The sequence below is a fragment of the Azorhizophilus paspali genome (assembly GCF_043587585.2).
Classification (GTDB): Bacteria; Pseudomonadota; Gammaproteobacteria; order Pseudomonadales; family Pseudomonadaceae; genus Azotobacter; species Azotobacter paspali.
In genome coordinates, this window is sequence record NZ_CP171449.1 from 4,222,394 (window position 1) to 4,238,104 (window position 15,711).

17 protein-coding genes and 1 pseudogene are annotated in these 15,711 nt (G+C 64.6%); 2 read left to right on the forward strand and 16 right to left on the reverse strand.

Going from position 1 to position 15,711, the window contains the following annotated elements; genetic code table 11:
* Positions 1-65: 65 nt before the first annotated feature.
* From ACGI6K_RS20550 to ACGI6K_RS20610, 13 genes and pseudogenes are all read right to left on the reverse strand, one after another.
* Positions 66-278: an OprD family outer membrane porin gene (locus ACGI6K_RS20550; protein WP_376942896.1), complete on the reverse strand. Its 213-nt coding sequence runs from the start codon at positions 276-278 to the stop codon at positions 66-68.
* Positions 223-843, reverse strand: coding sequence for an OprD family outer membrane porin (locus tag ACGI6K_RS20555; RefSeq protein ID WP_377969304.1), 621 nt, complete (start codon positions 841-843; stop codon positions 223-225). The genes ACGI6K_RS20550 and ACGI6K_RS20555 overlap by 56 nt, the downstream gene beginning before the upstream one ends.
* Positions 840-2,051, reverse strand: coding sequence for an RNA-guided endonuclease InsQ/TnpB family protein (locus tag ACGI6K_RS20560; RefSeq protein ID WP_394543093.1), 1,212 nt, complete (start codon positions 2,049-2,051; stop codon positions 840-842). The genes ACGI6K_RS20555 and ACGI6K_RS20560 overlap by 4 nt, the downstream gene beginning before the upstream one ends.
* Entirely contained in the window at positions 2,048-2,674 is a 627-nt protein-coding gene (locus ACGI6K_RS20565; RefSeq protein WP_377968863.1) for an IS607 family transposase, read from the reverse strand. Before ACGI6K_RS20565 ends, ACGI6K_RS20560 begins: the two co-directional genes overlap by 4 nt.
* Positions 2,675-2,718: 44 nt before the next feature.
* Positions 2,719-3,273: an OprD family outer membrane porin gene (locus ACGI6K_RS20570; protein WP_435576101.1), complete on the reverse strand. Its 555-nt coding sequence runs from the start codon at positions 3,271-3,273 to the stop codon at positions 2,719-2,721.
* A 224-nt stretch (positions 3,274-3,497) separates the two neighbouring features.
* Complete coding sequence (locus ACGI6K_RS20575) at positions 3,498-3,689, reverse strand: hypothetical protein (RefSeq protein ID WP_376943410.1); 192 nt, start codon at positions 3,687-3,689, stop codon at positions 3,498-3,500.
* A 79-nt stretch (positions 3,690-3,768) separates the two neighbouring features.
* Positions 3,769-4,959 (reverse strand): DesA family fatty acid desaturase, encoded by a 1,191-nt coding sequence (locus ACGI6K_RS20580; protein ID WP_376943422.1) that lies wholly within the window; start codon positions 4,957-4,959, stop codon positions 3,769-3,771.
* 350 nt (positions 4,960-5,309) lie between these two features.
* Positions 5,310-5,690, reverse strand: a complete 381-nt coding sequence (locus tag ACGI6K_RS20585; RefSeq protein ID WP_376943408.1) for a gamma-glutamylcyclotransferase family protein — start codon at positions 5,688-5,690, stop codon at positions 5,310-5,312.
* 48 nt (positions 5,691-5,738) lie between these two features.
* The gene (gene anfO / locus ACGI6K_RS20590) at positions 5,739-6,476 is read right to left on the reverse strand and encodes a Fe-only nitrogenase accessory protein AnfO (RefSeq protein ID WP_376943406.1); all 738 of its coding nucleotides are present in this window, start codon (positions 6,474-6,476) and stop codon (positions 5,739-5,741) included.
* Between the two features lie 163 nt (positions 6,477-6,639).
* Entirely contained in the window at positions 6,640-8,028 is a 1,389-nt protein-coding gene (gene anfK / locus ACGI6K_RS20595) for a Fe-only nitrogenase subunit beta (RefSeq protein WP_376943404.1), read from the reverse strand.
* Between the two features lie 12 nt (positions 8,029-8,040).
* On the reverse strand, positions 8,041-8,202 hold the full coding sequence (locus ACGI6K_RS20600) for a Fe-only/vanadium nitrogenase subunit delta (protein ID WP_377968865.1): 162 nt from the start codon (positions 8,200-8,202) through the stop codon (positions 8,041-8,043).
* Positions 8,174-8,440, reverse strand: a pseudogene (locus tag ACGI6K_RS20605) (Fe-only/vanadium nitrogenase subunit delta); the annotation flags it as partial. The gene ACGI6K_RS20600 and the pseudogene ACGI6K_RS20605, both read right to left, overlap by 29 nt.
* A gap of 12 nt (positions 8,441-8,452) precedes the next feature.
* Entirely contained in the window at positions 8,453-9,316 is an 864-nt protein-coding gene (locus tag ACGI6K_RS20610; RefSeq protein WP_376943402.1) for a nitrogenase component 1, read from the reverse strand.
* A gap of 51 nt (positions 9,317-9,367) precedes the next feature.
* Here ACGI6K_RS20610 and ACGI6K_RS20615 point away from each other — a divergent pair, with 51 nt between their 5' ends.
* Complete coding sequence (locus ACGI6K_RS20615) at positions 9,368-11,320, forward strand: putative bifunctional diguanylate cyclase/phosphodiesterase (protein ID WP_377968866.1); 1,953 nt, start codon at positions 9,368-9,370, stop codon at positions 11,318-11,320.
* 31 nt (positions 11,321-11,351) lie between these two features.
* Here the strand turns inward: ACGI6K_RS20615 and ACGI6K_RS20620 are convergent, their stop codons facing one another.
* The gene (locus ACGI6K_RS20620; RefSeq protein ID WP_394543985.1) at positions 11,352-12,419 is read right to left on the reverse strand and encodes an FAD-dependent oxidoreductase; all 1,068 of its coding nucleotides are present in this window, start codon (positions 12,417-12,419) and stop codon (positions 11,352-11,354) included.
* Positions 12,420-12,485: 66 nt separating this feature from the next.
* A complete protein-coding gene (gene gabD / locus ACGI6K_RS20625; RefSeq protein WP_376943400.1) occupies positions 12,486-13,937 on the reverse strand; it encodes an NADP-dependent succinate-semialdehyde dehydrogenase in 1,452 nt (483 codons plus the stop codon).
* A gap of 183 nt (positions 13,938-14,120) precedes the next feature.
* Here gabD and ACGI6K_RS20630 point away from each other — a divergent pair, with 183 nt between their 5' ends.
* On the forward strand, positions 14,121-14,576 hold the full coding sequence (locus tag ACGI6K_RS20630) for a c-type cytochrome (RefSeq protein WP_376943414.1): 456 nt from the start codon (positions 14,121-14,123) through the stop codon (positions 14,574-14,576).
* A 30-nt stretch (positions 14,577-14,606) separates the two neighbouring features.
* On the opposite strand, the gene ACGI6K_RS20635 is transcribed toward ACGI6K_RS20630, so the two are convergent.
* Complete coding sequence (locus ACGI6K_RS20635; protein WP_376943398.1) at positions 14,607-15,305, reverse strand: cytochrome b/b6 domain-containing protein; 699 nt, start codon at positions 15,303-15,305, stop codon at positions 14,607-14,609.
* Positions 15,306-15,711 lie beyond the last annotated feature (406 nt).

The window sequence follows — 15,711 nt, forward strand, 5'->3', positions numbered from 1 at the left end:
GGCTTCGGGCCACCCCACCCCGACGGGTGGGAGCGCCAGGAGGCGGCAGCATGAGCGCCCCAAAATTACAGCAGCGGCAGGGTGTAGTTGACAATCAGGCGGTTCTCGTCGACGTCGCGGGCGAAGCTGCTGCGCATGGTAGCGTTACGCCACTTAAGACTCAGGTTCTTCAACATATTGCTCTGGAACACATAGGCGATGTCCGTGCCGCGTTCCCATTTCTTACCATCGGACCCCGGACTGCGGTCGACGTGGTCGCCGGACACGTGGCGGGTCATGAAGGTCAGGCACCGGGATGCCGAGCGCCGCGAAATCGTAGTCGTAGCGCAGTTGCCAGGAGCGCTCGTCGGCGTTGCCGAAATCGTTGACCTGGATGTAGTTGACCAGGAAGGGGTCGGTACCGTTGATCTGCGCGAAGCCGGTGTCGCCCTGCATTTTCTGCAGACCCAGGCCGAACTTGTGCGCCCCCATGGCATAGGTGGTCAACAGGCCGAAGGCGTGGTTGTCGACATGGGCCTCGCCGTCGTCCGTGGAGCGCGCATAGCACAGATCGGTCTTCAGCGAGCTCTTGCCGAGCGGCAGCACATGTACCAGGTTGACTGCGTGCTGCTTGTACAGGTCGTCCGGTTCGCCATAGTAGTAGGTGGCGGTCAGCGCCTTGGTCACCTGGTAGGTGGCGCCGCCATACATGAAGAAGTTCGCCTCGTTCTTGGCGCCCGGCTTGATGGTGATGTTGCGCCGGTTGGCGTTGACCAGGCTCATTTCTTCGTTATTGGTGGAGTTCCGGTAGTTGACCTCGTCCAGATAGCCGAAGTTCAGGGTCAGCCGTTCTGTTAGACCTATCCAAAGCTCCCCATAGGTAGCTTTTTGCTAACTTCCTGCTTCGACGGGGCCGGTTTCACCCTGGCGTTGCCGCCAGGGCCAGCGCCTTCCCCTCCACAGGCCGACACCGTGGAACTCACGGCGTAATGCTTCAAATTGATTGCCGCGTTGCCGTCCCGGTCGTGCCGGGCCTGGCAGTCTGGGCACGTCCAGGTACGCACCGCCAACGGCAGGCTCTCCCGCACATGCCAGCAGCACGAGCAGGTCTTGCTGCTGGCGAACCAGCGATCCGCCACCACCACCTCGCCGCCGCGCATCTCGCTCTTGTAGTCGAGCTGGCGGCGGAACTCGAAGAACCCCCTGTCCGCGATGGAGCGTGCCAGACGGCGGTTCTTCATCATCCCGGCCACGTTCAAGTCCTCGATCCCGATCACCGGGAAGCGGCGGGTCAGGCCCGTGGTAAGCTGGTGCAAAGCATCCTGGCGGATGTTGGCGATCCGAGCGTGCAGCCTTGCCAGTCGGGCGCGGGCCTTCTTGCTGTTGGCCGAGCCTTTCTGCTTGCGGCTCAGGCTGCGCGACAGCCGGCGCAGGCGCTTGAGCAGGGCGGCATGCGCCTTCGGCCCGGTGATCACCTCGCCCGTCGAGAGCGTGGCCAGGGCGGACACCCCCAGATCCACACCAACCGCGCCTTGGTTTTCGGCTTTGGGCAAGTGGGTCAGGTCCTGGGTATCCACGCTGATGCTGGCGAACCAGCGGTCGGCCACGCGGGAAATCGTGGCCGAGAGGATCTTGCCGGAGAAGCGCAACGCCTCCCGCATCCGCACCCAGCCGAGATGGGGGATGCGGATGCGGCAGCCGTCGAGGGCGAACTGATCGTTGGTCAGGGTGAAGCGGTCATGCACGCCCTTGCGGCGCAACCTCGGGTACCTGGCCCGGCCGGCGAAGAAGTTCTTGAACGCATCCCCGAGCTGGATGATGGCCATCTGCGCGGCGTTCTTGGTGACCTCGATCATCCAAGGGAACTGCTCGCGCTTGATGGCGTTGAGCTGCCGGCGCAGAGCAGCCTGCGACGGCCTGGGTTGCGCCGGGTCGGCCTTGTGTGCCTCGTACTGCCGGCCCCACTCGGCCAGCGCCCAGTTGTAGGCAAACCGCGCCACGCCCGCGGCACGGGCGAAGTAGGTCGCCTGTGCGTTGTTGGGGGCGAGTGCGATCTTGTGGGCGAGGATCACGACTGCGAGTCCTCCACAGCCTTTTTCACGCCGTCGAGCAGCTTTTGGTTCTTCCGGCTACGGGAGCCGTACAGCCGGGCGCTGAACACGGTGATGATCTCCAGCACATCCTTGGCCAGATCCTCCTCGAAGGTAGTGTCTTCACCCTGGTTCAGGATGACCACCTCGACGCTCTTCGCTTCGCAGATGGCGAACACCAGCTCCGCACCGAAGCGCAGCAGCCGGTCTTTGTGGGTGATGACCAGCCGCCCGACCTGCCCCTCGATGATGGATTCCAGCAGGCGCTTGAGCCCTTTCTTCTGGTAGTTCATGCCGCAGCCCAGGTCGGCGATCACCTCGAACGTCCAGCCCTGGCGGGCGCAGTACAGCTCCAGCACCTGCTTCTGGCGCTCCAGGTCGTCCTTCTGGTCGTGGCTGGAAACGCGAGCGTAGGCCACCGTCCTGCGGCAGGCCTCGGCCTCCGAACGGAACAGCTCAGGCTTCAGTTTGGCGAGGTCGTAGCGGCGATGGCCGCCTGCCGTGTGCTCGGCAACCAGTTTGCCCGATGCCTCCCAGCGGCGCAGCGTCGTGATCGACACGCCCAGCGCCTTGGCGGCTTCACCAATGCTCACCAATCTACCCATATTGGGTAGTATTGCACAGCTATGATGGTTTTTAAATCAAATTGTTAAAGCCCCTCGATTTCCTTGATCTGCAGGTTGCCGCCCTGGAAGGTTTGCGGCAGCAGGCGGGTATCGTTGTAGAGCAGTACCGGGTTCTTCGGCAGCAGGGTGCCGACCTTGATTTCGGTTTTGGAGAAGCAGACCTTGCTGGTCACGCCCAGTTCGCTGTAGTCGTCCGGCGCACGGTTGTTGTAGCCGCCCGGCAGCAAACCGGTTCCCGCCTCGCCCGGCCCCGAATCTAGCTTCCCCCCAACAGGCCGAGCATGTCGAGACCGAAACCGACCGGCCCTTCGGTGTAACCGGACTCGTACTTCAGGATGAATCCCTGCGCCTATTCGTCCTGCTTGGATTGCTGGTTGGCCGCTGCTGACCTCGTCGCGGAAATCCTTGTTCATGTAGAAGTTGCGCAGTTCTAGACTGGCCTTGCTGTCTTTGAAGAGCTCGCCAGCAGCCTGCTGAGTCGCCGACAAGCCCACAATACCGGCCGCCACAGCCAGCGCCAGGGTGACTTTCGTCATCTTATTATTTCTGCTATCAAAAAGATGAACAAAGATGTTCACGCCTTTCTTCCTGCCCCGGCGCGTCTTGTCGACCGCATCCGTCTCTGACAGGCGTCACTTTCCCGGCTACGGCGGGGACCATCCCCGCCGCAGCGCCGCCGTTGCCGGCCGGACTCGCCACGGCTGGGGCAGTTTCGGTTGCCAGCCGTTTCAGGTTGCACGCGGCGTTGTAGTCCCGTAGTAGTCCACCTGCTCGGCCGTCGGGCACAGGGCGATCTGGTGGGTCAGGTGCATGGCGGCTGCGCCGCCTTCAGCGCCTCATCGAGCTGCTTGCGGTAGTTCCTCAGTCCATGCAGTCGAGCGGAGCAACCGTGCGTGATGGTCATGAGGTCTTGCACCATCTCCTGCTCGGGCGACAGGCGCTCCTGGTCGAGCACCAGAATCTCGCAGCCATGCGACTGGGCGTAGTCCCTCAAGCTGAACCAGCCATCGCTCCGACGGGCGCAAGCCACCGGATCGACGGCGGCCGGCAAAGTTCGCCGCGCTGCCTCAAGCTCAAGCGAGGGTCGGGGCAGGACGCAGCGAGTAGGTCTTCAGGTGTTCGGCGAACTCGTGCAGGGACTGGATGCCGCTGGCCTCCGCCTCGTGCACCCAGGCGCGGATCGCGGCGAGCATCTCATGGCCGTTGGCGCTGGTCCGGGTCCAGACCTGCTGCAGCGCCAGGCGTCGTTCGTAGACCACCCGGAGCGTCTGGCTCTGTTCGAGGAGCGACTGGATGCGCGCCTGCTGGCGCGCCTCGAGCAGGCTGGTCTCGCGCGCCAGCAGGCCCTTGGCCCGGTGGAACAGGTGACGCACCGAGGCCTCGGCCCGGGCCGCCTCCATGCGCACCTGCGGGGCGATTACCCGGCTACGGTAGTGCGCCATGATCTGGAAGCGGTTGTTGAGAATAGCCCTGGCGGTGTCCATGTCCAGATGACGCTTGTCCGCCACCCGGTGGGCGACCGGCACGGTGCGCTTGACCTCGGCGAGCCCCAGCAAGACCAGCAGGCGAATCCAAGCCCAGCCCATGTCGAACTCCCAGGGACGCACCGACAACTTGGCCGAACCGGGATAGGTATGGTGGTTGTTGTGCAGCTCCTCGCCGCCGATCAGAATGCCCCAGGGCACCAGATTGGTGGCGGCGTCGCGGCATTCGAAATTGCGATAGCCCACGGCATGGCCGAGGCCGTTGACCACGCCGGCGGCCCAGAACGGAATCCACAGCATCTGCACGGCCCAGACGCTCAGGCCGAACGCGCCGAACAACGCCAGGTCGATCAGCAGCATGAGCATCGCGCCGCCGTTGGGGAAGCGCGAATAGACATGCCGCTCGATCCAGTCGTCCGGACAATTCTTGCCGTAGATACGCAGCGTCTCGGCATTGCCCGCTTCCTCCTTGTACAGTTCGGCGCCCCGCCACAGGACGTTCGCCAGTCCCTTGTAACGGGGGCTGTGCGGATCCTCCGGCGTCTCGCAGCGGGCGTGGTGCTTGCGGTGGACGGCGGTCCACTCGCGGGTGTTCATGCCGGTGGTCAGCCACAGCCAGAAGCGGAAGGCGTGCTTCACGGCCGGATGCAGCTTTAGCGCGCGATGCGCCGAATAACGGTGCAAGTACACGGTGACGCTGACCACGGTCAAGTGCGTGAGCAGCAAGGTCACCACGATGAGCTGCCAGGGCGTCGGATCGAGAAAACCGTCGTACCACATGCGTTGTGTGCCTCGGAAGTTGAACAGCGGCATGGGACTTCATTCGAGCGCATCCGGCCGGAAACCGACGCCTCTCCGGACAGGCGACGTTTCCGCCCTGCCCGGCAGCCATGGAGCGGCCCCCTGCCGATGAAAAGCCCTCTCCCGACGTCCTGTCACCAAATCCGACCGACAAGGTGGAAAACGCTACCGGAAGATGCGGCAGGCACTGGGCCACCCCCGCGGGAGGAGCAGCGGAACCCGGACAGCCGCAGGCGAGCGGGATGCTGCAGCAGCGATGACGGCGCGAACGCAACGAGGAAGGCTCCAGCGACCGCCAGGTGGCGCGCTGTCCTCCGAGCCGTGGATGGTCAAACGTTCCCGAATCCGATTGTCCGGCCCGGCGCCACGTCGACTCGCCAACCGTCCAGGGAGCACTCCGAGCGTCGGTCGGAGAAGGGCCAGGGCCCGGTCAGGCGCCGGCGCGCCATGTAGCCGGGCACTCGATCGTCCCGCCAGTCGGCGGGGTGCCCGCCGACGCCCGGAGTGACCGGAGTCGGACGGCACGAGCCTCGCCTGCCCGCGCGGGTCGAGCAGGCCTTGTCGGCATATCCGAAAAAGGCCAGGGCGTGATCGGGCAAATGAGCCACCATGAACACTTGCGGCTCGTCGCAACGGGCCGCGATGTGTTCCGGGTTCATATCCACGCCGTAGGCGAAATAGAGCAGGTAGTTATCTTGGGAAACGCTCATGGAAAGACTCCTGTCCGTCGTTGAAAGGATGGATCGCGGGATGGGATTTCAGCCGGCCGGCGCGGCCTCCGACCCAGGTAGAACACGCAGCTTCAGGCCCTTTTTCGGACCGGTGAGCTCCTCGGACTCGGCCCTGAGGTTGAGTTCGTCGAGCTTGTGGGAAAACCAGCGCGGGACGTGATCGCAGAAGATCTCGATCTCGCGGAAAGCGGTGTTTTCCAGAAAGGGGATCAGTACCTGGCGGGAATTGAGCTCCTTGTTGCCCTTGAGCGCGGCCTCCAGGTCGAGGCGGTAACGGCCTTCGCCTAGGCATTCCGGCTGCGGGATGGATTCGGGCTCCGGGGCGCCGGCCGCGGAACGCCGTTTCCCGCCGCCGCCTCCGCCCGCGCAGCTGCCGGCGGACGCCTGCGCCGCGGTCTTCTCGGCCTCGGCGGCGGCCAAAACCTCCCTGTGCGCCAGATCCAGCTCGTTGCGGGCCACGTTGTCCAGTTGTTCGTGCAGGGAGCCCTGCGACTTCCAGGTCCGAAAACCCATTTCTTCCTGCAGAAGGGAATACAGCAGGCCGCGCACCTCGGCGGACAGCAGGGTCTTGCAGTCCTCCAGATGGACCACGGCCTCGCGCAGGGCCTGCTTCACCTCGGGAATATTCATCTCCGCCGAGATTGCGAGCGGAACCTGCCTTTTCAAAATCCAGTGTTCGTCGTCTTTTTCGTAGAGCTGGAACCTGCCGGCCGTGTAGAGACCGGCCATGTCTCCATGCCAATCGAGATAAGCCGCGATTTTCATAGAAGCCTCTTCGAGTCCAGCCTGTCCGCGCCGTCGGAAAAAGGTGTATCCACCGTCCGACCCGGCAAGCGGATGCACCAGACACAGCGGCATAGGGATCAGCGAGAAGGACAGCGATGCAGCCCGCTGCCCTCTCGCGCCAACTACAAGGATTGGATAGTCCTTACCAGACGTTGAGAACCCATTCCTTGTTCTTCTTGTGTTCCATATCGGCGAACAGGGTGTTGGCCATCTGCTCGGCCAGCCAGATGGCACCGCCATAGCCCACCGTGGGATAGCGGAACAGGCCGGCACGGTCGTAGGTCGGGAAACCCACGCGCAGCAACGGGATGTTGTAGTCGATGGAGATGAAACGGCCCTTGGAGTGACCGAGGATCAGATCCAGTTCCAGCCCCTCGTTCTTAATGCGGTTTTCCAGTTCCCAGAAATCCGCATTGGTGACGATTTCCATGTCGTAATCGACGTTTCCCTTGAACGCCAGAATGCGGGGATCGTCCCCATATTTGGAGTTGTCATCGCCCAGCAGCAGCAAGACGGGCTTCATCTCCAGATCCAGGCAGAATTCGGCCAGGCCGATCACCAGATCCGGCGCCCCATAGATGGCCACACGCTTTTCGGCCAGAAACATGTGGGTCAGGTCGGCCAGGGCATCGATGGCCACCCCGCGCTCATGGGCCAGCGACTGGGGAATCGGCTTGCCCGTCGCCCTCTTCAGGTTCTGCAGGAAGATGTCGGTATTGCGAATGCCGATCGGGGTCGGGCCGATGATCGCCGGAATCTCGAATTTCTTCTGCAGATACTCGGCGGCCTTGGTGCCCTCGTAGCGGTTCAGGGCGAAGGTCGCTTGGGCATTGCCGGTGTCGATCAGATCCTCGATGGTGGTATTGCCGTGGGAAACGGCACTGCCATCCGGCAGGATCGGCGAGTCGAAGCTTTCGATCTCGAACAGCACGTTGGCTTCGATGTCCATTTCCCAGAGCAGGTGCTTCAGCTCCTTGACATCCCCTGGGTTGACCCAGCCGGTGAGCAGATTGATCTTGTCGTTGGGCGCTTCGCGCTTGGCGAAATGCCTGACCACATCCCGAACGGCTACGTCGTAGCCGCTGATCATGCTGCCCACGAAGCTTGGCGTGTGCATGGCGATCAGATGGACTTCTCGGTCCGGGAACTTCTCTTTCAGCAGCCCCTCGTTGAGCTTCTTGATCACTCCGTCCACGTCGTCGCCGATGATCTCGGTGGAACAGGTGGTGATGATCGGCACTACCTTCACGTCGGGATAGCGGCTGAGCAGCACGTCGACCGCTTCCTCGACCCGGCCGCAGGCACCGAACACGGCGCCGTCCTCGTGCAGGGAAGAGGACGCCAGCTCGAAACTTTCCTTGTAGTGCTGGGAAAAGATCAGGCGGACGAACATCACGCAGCCTTGGCCGCCATGCACGATACCGATGCAATCCTTGATACCGATACTGACGAACTGGGCACCGGCCGGTTGACAGGTAAAGATGGGGTTGATAGTGCCAACCCGCCCTTTTTCCTTGACTTCGCAAGTCATGTCGAACCCCTCTTAATAGTGTTTGTCGCTCAACTCTTCGTTGAGCGAGCCGGTGATGGTCAGATAATCCATGCGATCTTTCAGTCCTTGCATCAAGGATGCTAATTTCTTCCTTGGACATGCTATTGATCCAGGGATAGTGCTCCCGATAGTCGTCGGCCAGACAAACCGCATCGACCCAGTAGCAACGGTCGTGGGATGTGCTCAAATCCACTGGCTCACCGCATAGCAGTTCCTTGGTTTTCTTCAGGATTTCGGCGTTCTGGCGTTCCCGGTCCCAGGAGCGGGAATGGAACTGCCAGAGGCAGTTTTTCATGATGTAGTCGGTCAGCTCGTCGATCCGTGCATCCATCGGATGCACAGGAGCTTCGACCTTCTGTTTGACCGCAGCAGAGGCGGAAGCAGCACTCATCAGATTGCCTCCTCAGCCAGCCTTGCGGTCGAAAGCGGGATATTCCCGTTCGCGCAGCTTGCTCACGCTGTCGTAGCCGCCGGTGTACTGGCGCAAGGTTTCCGAGTTACGTACTGCATCGCTCAAGCTGCCATCGGACAGCATTTGCCGAGTACGGAAACCATTACCCCATTCCGGTGCATCGTCTTTAGTGATGTCGATACCGGAGAGTTGGTGGATCGGCGAGTAGATGGCGTTGTAAATATCGCGGGCGAAACGCACCCAACCTTCGAAGCCTTTGTACGGGCCGTTGTGGTAGGCGTGGGCGTTCAGGTAGGGAACCCGGACTTTCTTGGCCACTTCACCCGGACGCTTGCCTGTCAGGATGATGTCGGGCTTGAGCATCTCTAGGGGTTCCAGACCTTCCAATTCGTTCGGGTCGTCGATAGCCAAAGTGCCTTCGCCGCAACGGGCGATGCCTTTCTCCATGTCGCCCTGATGGCCGAACTTGGTATAGACCGACACCACCTTGAGGCCCATTTCTTCCTCGATCACATGGGCCCAGTGCCAGAGTTTGGAACCGCCCGGCCACAGGCAGACCTTTTTGCCCATCAGCCGCTCCTTGTACCAGTCCAACTCCGGCTTCCAGCGGGCGACTTCCTCGTCGATGATGGCCTTGGCGCGGTCTTCGATGTCGAAGAACATACCGATCTTGCGCAGCGAATCCGCCAGTGGCTTGAAACCGAAACCGTCGATATCCAGACGCGGAATGCCGTAACGGACGCGCAGTTCGTTGCAGATATACTCGGCGGAACGGGCACATTCCAGTACGTTCAGATGGGCTCTGTGCATAGCACGTGCCTCGGAAGTTGAATAACGAACAGCCCGTGCGAGCACTCGTTAGACAAGCGTGCCCGGCTGGGAAACCCGCGCTTCTCTGGAGAAGAAATGTTCCCACAGCACGATTCCGCCCGGCAGTCATGGATCAAGGCCTTGCCAATGAAAAGGCGACTTTCCCTACTGCTCACCTGCCTTGCCTATATCCTTCTCTCCCTCCTGTGGACCATGGCCAGCGATTGGCTGTTGATTTCCCTGGTGGACAGCGCGGACCTGAAGGCTTGGCAGACACTCAGGGGCATCGTTTCCATCCTCTTCACCGCCCTGCTGTTCTATTGCGTCGGCCGCCGCCAGCTCGCCGACCGTAGCGCCCATGCCGCCAGCCTGCGCCAGGCCTCCGCGGTGTTCGACAGCACCCTGGAGGGCGTGCTGGTCACCGATGCGAAACAGCGCATCATCCACATTAACCGGGCCTTCACCCGGATCACCGGCTACACCGAGGCCGAGGTGCTCGGGCGAGTGCCCTCGCTCCTCAAGTCCGGCCGGCACGACGAGGAGTTCTACCGGAAGATGTGGCAGGCGCTAGGCCAGCATCTCGAATGGAGCGGCGAGATCTGGAACCGCCGCAAGAACGGCGAGGTGTATCCGCAGTGGCAGAGCATCCGCGCCATCCGCAACGAAGAAGGCGGCATCAGTCACTACGTGGCGGTGTTCTCCGACCTGTCAATGATCAAGCGCTCCCAGGCCGAACTCGACTACCTGGCCCATTACGACCCGCTGACCGGCCTGCCGAACCGCCTGCTGTTCAAGGAGCGCGTCCAGCACGCCCTGGAACGGGCCCGCCTGGAGAAGAGCCAGGGCGCGGTCCTGCTGCTCGACCTCGACCACTTCAAGCACGTCAACGAAAGCCTCGGCCACAAGCTGGGCGACCAACTGCTCAAAAGCGTCAGCCAGCAACTGATCTACCACGTGGTGCGCCAGGGCATGACCTTCGCCTACCTGGGCGGCGACGAATTCGGCCTGCTCTGCGAGAACTGCTCGCCGCAGCAGGCCGCCACCCTGGCCACTACTCTCCTCGACACGCTGAACCGGCCCATTTACCTGGAGCACCACCAGCTGCTGATCGGCACCAGCCTCGGCATCAGCCTGTTCCCCGACGATGCACAGAGCGTCGAGCAGGTGCTGCGCAACGCCGATTCCGCTCTGCACAAGGCCAAGAGCGACGGACGCGCCACCTACGCCTTCTACAGCCAGGAGCTGACCGCCTACGCGCACCAGCGCGTCGAACTGATCGCCGCCCTGCGCCATGCCGTGGAGCACGGCGAACTGCGCGTCCACTACCAGCCGATCCACGACCTTCGCAGCAGGCAACTGGTCAGCCTCGAAGCGCTGGTGCGCTGGCAGCATCCCGAGCGCGGCCTGGTGCTACCCGGCGAGTTCATCCCGGTCGCCGAGGAAAACGGCCTGATCGGCACCATCGACCTCTGGATGATGGAGCAGGCCTGCCGGCAGATGTGCAAATGGCTGAAGGCTGGACACAAGCTCCAGTTCGTCGCGGTGAACGTCTCCACCCGCCTGTTCAGCCGCGGCCGGCTGGACCTGCAGGTCGCCGAGATCCTCGCTCGCAGCGGTCTGGAGGCACATCACCTGGAGCTGGAGATCACCGAGAGCGCGGTGATGGACGATCAGGACAGCGCCCGTTGCCAGCTCCAGCGGCTGCGCGATTTGGGCGTGCGCCTGGCGATCGACGACTTCGGCACCGGCCATTCCTCGCTGCAGCGCCTGAAAAGCATGCCGGTACACAAGCTGAAGATCGACCGCGGCTTCGTCGCCGGCCTGCCGTTCGACAGCAAGGACGCCGCCATCGCCCGCTCGGTGATAGTGCTCGCCCAGAGCTTGGGCCTGGGCGTGCTGGCCGAAGGCATCGAGCGGCCGGAGCAGGCGGAGTTCCTCGAACGCAACGAGTGCTTCCTGGGCCAGGGCTATCTCTTCGGCCGGCCGCAACCGGCAGAGGAACTCTTCCAGACAGCGGCCACGCTGCCGGCGAAGACCCTGACCGGCTGAGCCGGGCCTTCGCACGCCGGCGCGCCCCGCCTCAGCCGCTCGCGGCGTGGCGCCGCACGAAGCGCCGATCGAGCCATTCCCGCCAGTAGCCACAGAAACGCCCGCCGGCGCTCCAGCCGCGCCAGCCGAGCAACGCCTCGCCATCGCCGCAGGCGAGCAGGAGCAGGTTCTGCCGCTGCGGCCGATGGTGCTGCAGTGCGCGGCCGGCCAGCACCGCGCGCAGGTTGTGGCTGAGCACCTGGGCCTGGTGCAGGGCCTGGGCGGCGCTCTTGTCCGCACCGGGCAGCGCGGCGCAATCGCCGCTGGCGAAGATCCACGGCTGGGACGGACTTTGCAAGGTCGCGGAGACTTGCACGAATCCATCCGCATCGCAGGCCAGGCCGCTGTGCGCCAGCCACGCCGGCGCCGCGGCGTCACCCGCCAGAAGCAGGCGAGAGCCCTGCCAGACCGGCTCCCCGGCACTGAGCAGGAGTTGCCCGTCGATCCCGCTGATCGGGCAATGCTCGCGCACCCACACGCCGCGCCGGCGCAGCGCGCCGAGGGCACGCAGATGCAGGCCCGCCGCGCGCCCCTCGAGCAGCGGCCCGGCGCTGAACAGCGACAGCGCCGGCACCTGACCGGCCAGCGCCAAGGCCAGCTCGACCCCGGCCGGCCCGCCGCCGAGGATCGCCACCGGCTCGGGCGCCTGCCGCCAGCGCTGCCAGCCATCGAGGAAAGCGGCGAAGGGCTTGGCCGACAGCACTTGCATGTCCTCGCCCTGGCGGGGCGGCACGAGCCGTCCGGCGCCGACGTTCAGCGACAGCCACTCGGCCCCGAGCAGCCGCCCGTCGGTCAATCGCACCTCGCGGGTCGAAGCTCGCAGCGCGCACACCTCGCCGACGATCAGTTCGACGTCCGCCGCCCGGCACAGCGGCGCCAGCTCGATGCAACAGTCCTGCGGCGCGTGGCGCCCGGCGAGCAGCCCCGGCAGTCCCCCCGCATACCAGGCCTGCGGCGCGGCATCGATCAATCCGAGACGCCCTTTCGGCCGGCGTCCCCGGGCCCAGCGCCGCAGCACGCCCAGATGGCTGTGCCCGGCCCCGATCAGCAGCAGGTCGATAACTACCTCCTATCCCCCATCGCCCATGATTCGCGGCGCGGCTCCGCCGGCTGCGCCGCCGCGTACTCAGATACCGCCGAGGCAGAGATACTTGATCTCCAGATAGTCCTCGATACCGTACTTCGAGCCCTCTCGGCCCAGGCCCGAAGCCTTGACCCCGCCGAACGGCGCCACCTCGGTGGAGATCAGCCCGGTGTTGACGCCAACGATGCCGTATTCCAGCGACTCGGCCACGCAAAATACCCGGGACAGGTCGCGGGCGTAGAAATAAGCGGCCAGACCGAACTCGGTGGCATTAGCCAGGGCGATCGCCTCGTCGTCGTCCCCGAAGCGGAACAGCGGGGCCAGCGGCCCGAAGGTCTCCTCGCGGGCGACCCGCGCATCCGCCGGCACCTCGGCGAGAATGGTCGGTTCGAAAAAGGTGCCGCCGAGCGCATGGGGCCGACCGCCGGCGATCACCCTGGCGCCGCGGGAAACCGCATCGGCGATGTGCTCCTCGATCTTGCCCACCGCCTTGTCGTCGATCAGCGGACCGATGCTCACCCCTTCCTCCAGACCGTTGCCGACCTTCAGGCGCGCCACCGCGGCCCTGAGCTTCTCGGCGAAGGCGTCGTACACGCCGTCCTGCACATACAGGCGGTTGGCGCACACGCAGGTCTGCCCGGCGTTGCGGTATTTCGAAGCCAGCGCGCCCTCCACCGCCGCGTTTAGATCGGCGTCGTCGAAGACGATGAAGGGTGCGTTACCGCCCAGTTCCAAGGAAACCTTCTTGATGTCCCTGGCGCACTGGGCCATCAACTGACGGCCGATCTCGGTGGAGCCGGTGAAGGACAGCTTGCGTACGATCGGGTTGGCGGTCAATTCGCCGCCGATCTCGGCGGCGCTGCCGGTGACCACGTTGAATACCCCCGCCGGAATGCCGGCGCGCTCGGCCAGCTCGGCCAGCGCCAGCGCCGAGAAGGGCGTCTGCGAGGCCGGCTTGAGCACCAGGGTGCAGCCGGCGGCCAATGCCGGGCCGGCCTTGCGGGTAATCATCGCCGCCGGGAAGTTCCAGGGCGTGATGGCCGCGCAGACGCCGACCGGCTGCTTGATCACCAGGATGCGCTTATCCGCCTGGTGGCCGGGGATGGTGTCGCCATAGATGCGTTTGGCCTCCTCAGCGAACCATTCGAGGAAGGAGGCGGCATAGGCGATCTCGCCGCGCGCCTCGGCCAGCGGCTTGCCCTGCTCCAGGGTCATCAGCCGGGCCAGGTCGTCCTGATGCTCAAGCAGCAGTTCGAACCAGCGACGCAGCTTGCCCGCGCGCTCCTTGGCGGTCAGCGCGCGCCAGGCCGGCAGCGCCCGCTCGGCGGCCTCGATGGCGCGGCGGGTCTCCGCCGCGCCCATCTTCGGCACGCCGCCGAGAATCTCGTTGCTGGCCGGATTGTTCACCGCGACGGTCTGCCCGCCGTCGGCATCCACCCAGCGACCCTCGATGTAAGCCTGTTGCCGGAACAGCCGGGCATCGTTCAGTTGCATTGCGATCCACTCCTTCGTAATCGGCAGGACACGGCGGGCTGCCGCGCTATGCGCCGGCGCCGGCCCTCGGCTTGCGCTCGTCGCGGTCTGGCGGGGAGTATAGCCCCCAGCGGACGGCTCCCGACCGTCCGTCGTCACCGGAAAATATCCCGGACCCAACAAGGAGATACCGTGAAGAAACTGATGATCGGCGGCTTCGGCGCCGCCCTGCTGCTGGCCACCTTGAGCGCCGAGGCCCAGCTCAAGCCGGAGGAACAGATCGAATACCGCCAGGCCGGCTACAGCTTCATGGCCTGGAACATGGGCAAAATCAAGGCTCAGGTCGTGGACGGCAGCGTGCCTTACAACAAAGCCCAGGTGGTCGCCGCCGCCAACGCCATCGCCGCCATCGCCAATTCCGGCATGGGCTCCCTGTACGGTCCCGGTACCGCCACCGACCAGATGGGCGACAAGACCCGCCTCAAGCCGGAGTTCTTCAAAAACCTCGACGAAGCCAACAAGCTGGCCCGCAACTTCACCGGCGCCGTCGACAAGCTGACCAGCGAGGCGGCCAGCGGCGACCAGGCGCGCATCAAGACCGCCCTCGGCGAGGTCGGCAAGACTTGCAAGGCCTGCCACGACCAGTTCCGTACGAAATGAGCCCCGGACCGGCGGCGCCGACTTATGGCCTCACCAGTCGAGCGCCGCCGGTGCCGCCGGGGCGGCTGGCGGCGCCAGCCAGCCGGCCGCCGACTGCACGCCCCAGACCAGTAACAGCGCGCCGGCCAGCGCCACGCCCAGCGCCCACGGCGCTCCGCCGCTGGCCTCGTGCTGCTCCGGGTAGCGGCGCGGGCTGCGGCCGTCGACCATCGCCCGCACCAGCGGCTGGCGGCGCACCAGCGAGTAATAGAGGATCGCCAGCAGATGCAGGCCGATCAGCCCCAGCAGCAGCCACCAGGCTTGCCGGTGCAGAGCGGTCAGCCAGGTGCTGGTGTCGGTTTCCACCAGCCGGTACAGCGGCCCCTGGAAGGCGATGTCGTCGTTCGCCGCCAGACCGCTCAGGGTCTGGAAGGCCGCCAGGCCGAGCAACGCCAGCACCGACAAGGAACCCAGCGGATTGTGCCCGGCCTCCCGCCAGCGTCCAGCCAGGTAATCGCCCAGACGCAACGGCGCGGCGAAAATCCGCGACCAGCGCGCATAGGTCGAGCCCAGCAGGCCCCAGAGCAGGCGGAACGCCAGCAACCCGAGGATCGACAGGCCCAGCCGGCCGTGCCAAACCATCAGATTGCCGCCCAGCCAGCCGGTGAACATGGCGCCACCGACGGCCAGCGCCAGCGACCAGTGAAACAGACGCAGCGGTGCGTCCCAGACCTTGATACTGTCCGACATCTCTTGAATCCTCTCCTGTGCGAACCGGCGCCCGGCCGATACCCGGGGCCCTGCCGCAGGGTAGCAACGGCCGGGAAGCCGGGCATCCCCAGCGAGGAGCCGCCCATGAGCGACAACGAACGCGTCACCCTGACCCTGCGGCAGCAGGAAGACTAGGGCCTGTTAACACTACTCTCCGCGAGCCGCGTTGCTGCGGCAAATGGCGCCAGGCGAGGCGCGGGACACAGGGAATGGCATTCCCTTGCCAAGTCCCGCAACAACGCATGGCGCCATTTGCCGCGCAGCCTGGGCGGCCCCACCCGCGGGGACGGGCCTGTTTTTGCGCGGCGCGTCGTCGCTCGTCGTTCATTTGGAATGACCAAACTTCTCTCCTCGCGCCTAACCCCGCGCAAAAACAGGCTCCGTC

Coding starts and splice junctions, on each gene's coding strand:
- ACGI6K_RS20635 (WP_376943398.1), bottom strand. CDS start 15,305: ATGTCGGACAGTATCAAGGTCTGGGACGCACCGCTGCGTCTGTTTCAC.
- ACGI6K_RS20585 (WP_376943408.1), bottom strand. CDS start 5,690: ATGAGCGTTTCCCAAGATAACTACCTGCTCTATTTCGCCTACGGCGTG.
- ACGI6K_RS20615 (WP_377968866.1), top strand. CDS start 9,368: ATGTTCCCACAGCACGATTCCGCCCGGCAGTCATGGATCAAGGCCTTG.
- ACGI6K_RS20565 (WP_377968863.1), bottom strand. CDS start 2,674: ATGGGTAGATTGGTGAGCATTGGTGAAGCCGCCAAGGCGCTGGGCGTG.
- ACGI6K_RS20630 (WP_376943414.1), top strand. CDS start 14,121: ATGATCGGCGGCTTCGGCGCCGCCCTGCTGCTGGCCACCTTGAGCGCC.
- ACGI6K_RS20600 (WP_377968865.1), bottom strand. CDS start 8,202: ATGCGGTTTGTCTGGCCGACGACTATCGGGAGCACTATCCCTGGATCA.
- gabD (WP_376943400.1), bottom strand. CDS start 13,937: ATGCAACTGAACGATGCCCGGCTGTTCCGGCAACAGGCTTACATCGAG.
- ACGI6K_RS20580 (WP_376943422.1), bottom strand. CDS start 4,959: ATGTGGTACGACGGTTTTCTCGATCCGACGCCCTGGCAGCTCATCGTG.
- anfK (WP_376943404.1), bottom strand. CDS start 8,028: ATGACTTGCGAAGTCAAGGAAAAAGGGCGGGTTGGCACTATCAACCCC.
- anfO (WP_376943406.1), bottom strand. CDS start 6,476: ATGAAAATCGCGGCTTATCTCGATTGGCATGGAGACATGGCCGGTCTC.
- ACGI6K_RS20550 (WP_376942896.1), bottom strand. CDS start 278: ATGACCCGCCACGTGTCCGGCGACCACGTCGACCGCAGTCCGGGGTCC.